Annotated in this window: 2 protein-coding genes; both read left to right on the top strand. The window is 61.1% G+C overall.

Annotated features, from left to right (window positions below; all coding sequences use genetic code 11):
* The first annotated feature begins 56 nt into the window (after positions 1 to 56).
* A complete protein-coding gene (locus tag BLIN9172_RS17690; RefSeq protein ID WP_180959443.1) occupies positions 57 to 530 on the top strand; it encodes a hypothetical protein in 474 nt (157 codons plus the stop codon).
* Positions 531 to 774: 244 nt separating this feature from the next.
* Positions 775 to 1,383 (top strand): hypothetical protein, encoded by a 609-nt coding sequence (locus tag BLIN9172_RS17685; protein ID WP_145998007.1) that lies wholly within the window; start codon positions 775 to 777, stop codon positions 1,381 to 1,383.
* Positions 1,384 to 1,780 lie beyond the last annotated feature (397 nt).

The following is a 1,780-nucleotide window of genomic DNA, read 5'->3' as shown; positions in this document are numbered from 1 at the left end:
GTAGCTAAGCCCATTCGCGCTGATGGTACTGCAACTTGGTGGTTGTGGGAGAGTAAGTGACTGCCGCAATGTTTTTTAAGGTGATGGCCTCGTCCAGTGTTTGGGCGGGGCCATCACTGTATTCACGGATGGACACGATGACGATGACAATTGACGCGCTCAAGGCCGAACTTGCTCGCACCGGCGAGGTCGCGATCAGCTTCAACCGCACGAAGCAGTTTCTGCGCAATCCTGCTGGTTTCCTGGGACTGCGTCGACCTTCCCTGCCTGCTCCTCAAGTGATCGTCAATGACTTCGGGCTGTGGGCCGCTGTCGACGGCTTCCCCGACGGAGGCGTCCCATGGAGTCGCATCCTCGAACTCCACATCACTAAGGTGAACGTCAGCGCCCACATCGACGTGAGCATCAGAACCCCGGACACTCCCGACCGGCGACGGACGCTGCGCCTGCCGCATATGCTCACGGTCGACCCGGAAACCCTCGCCAAATGGATTGTCATGGAACTGATGGAGCGCGGAAACCCGATCTGAGGGCCGGGTGTCGAGTCCACGCTGGACCCACTGAACCAGTTTCCGTGTACTGCTGAGCTCCCGCGTACTGCGGAACGGGCAGCGCCGGAAAGTTGAACGCGCACCGGTCCAGAACGTGCGAAGTGTTCTTCTCCCGAGTCGCAGGTGCTTGTCGACGGGCGTGTGTCGTGTCACGATGAAGCTGTCCGCTGGGCCGGATGCAAGTGAATAGCGACATCCGAATAGACAGCAAGGGAGACACCGCATGAACGCAACAACCATGATCTGGATTGTCGTCGCGATCGTCGTGGTTCTGATCATCGTCGGGATCATCATCGCAGTCAGCCGCAAGGCGGCAGCTAAGAAGCGCGAACACCAGCGGGAACAGGCCGCGCAGATTCGGCAGGAGGCTGCCGAGTCCGAACACGATGTTCGTGCCCGAGAGGCCGAAGTCGAGAAGCAGAGAGCTGAGGCCAAACGCGCGAAGGCTGACGCCGACGCACGGGCGGCTGAGGCTGATCGTCAGGTTGCACAAGCCGAACAGCTCGACTCGGAAGCGGCCAAGCGGGAAGAAGCTGTCAGAGCAGAGCGTCTCGAACACGAGCGCCGACTGCAACGTGCCGACGAACTGGATCCAGATGCATCTGAGGCCACAGCCGACTCCCGCCGGTCGGAAGATCCTGCTCAACAGCACGACGTCCGTGCCGACGGCTATCCGCCGGAAGATGGTGTCCGCCCACGGACTGAAGACTCGGTGGCCGACGAGCACGACCCTCGCATTGACCGTCACAGCGCGCGAGACCCCTACGATGGGAACGACCGCCCGATGGATCCTCTCGACGGCCGCGGAGACACCGACACGCCGAAACACTGACTCACCTGCCTGCAGAGGCAGGCAGGCCATCTGAGGCAGCCCATTCGAGGCAGGCCAGTCATCTCAGGCACACGAACAACCGAAGACAGACGAGACGGTGCCCGAACCCCATACGGTTCGGGCGCCGTCTCGTCGTTCCCGGACTGCGAGGCGCACCAGGCGATAGGGACGTGTAATGGGTGGGCCGCCTCGGCGAGGGGATGTGCACGAGCGCAACGACACGAATTTGTGACAACCGACTTTGTTGATACCGTACGAAGCTTCTGTAGTGGCTCTTCATAAATAGGGCTGTAGAAGAGGTCCCAGTCCTCCAGCGTGGAGCAGAGAACGGATCAGGTAGTTGCCCCGGTTGCGGAACCCCAGTGCGATACCGCGCAGATGTTCGAGTCTGCCGTTG

Origin of the sequence: Brevibacterium linens ATCC 9172 (assembly GCF_900169165.1) — a bacterium.
GTDB classification, from domain to species: domain Bacteria; phylum Actinomycetota; class Actinomycetes; order Actinomycetales; family Brevibacteriaceae; genus Brevibacterium; species Brevibacterium linens.
Note: the sequence above shows the minus strand (reverse complement) of the source record. Positions and strands in the feature narration are given on the sequence as shown.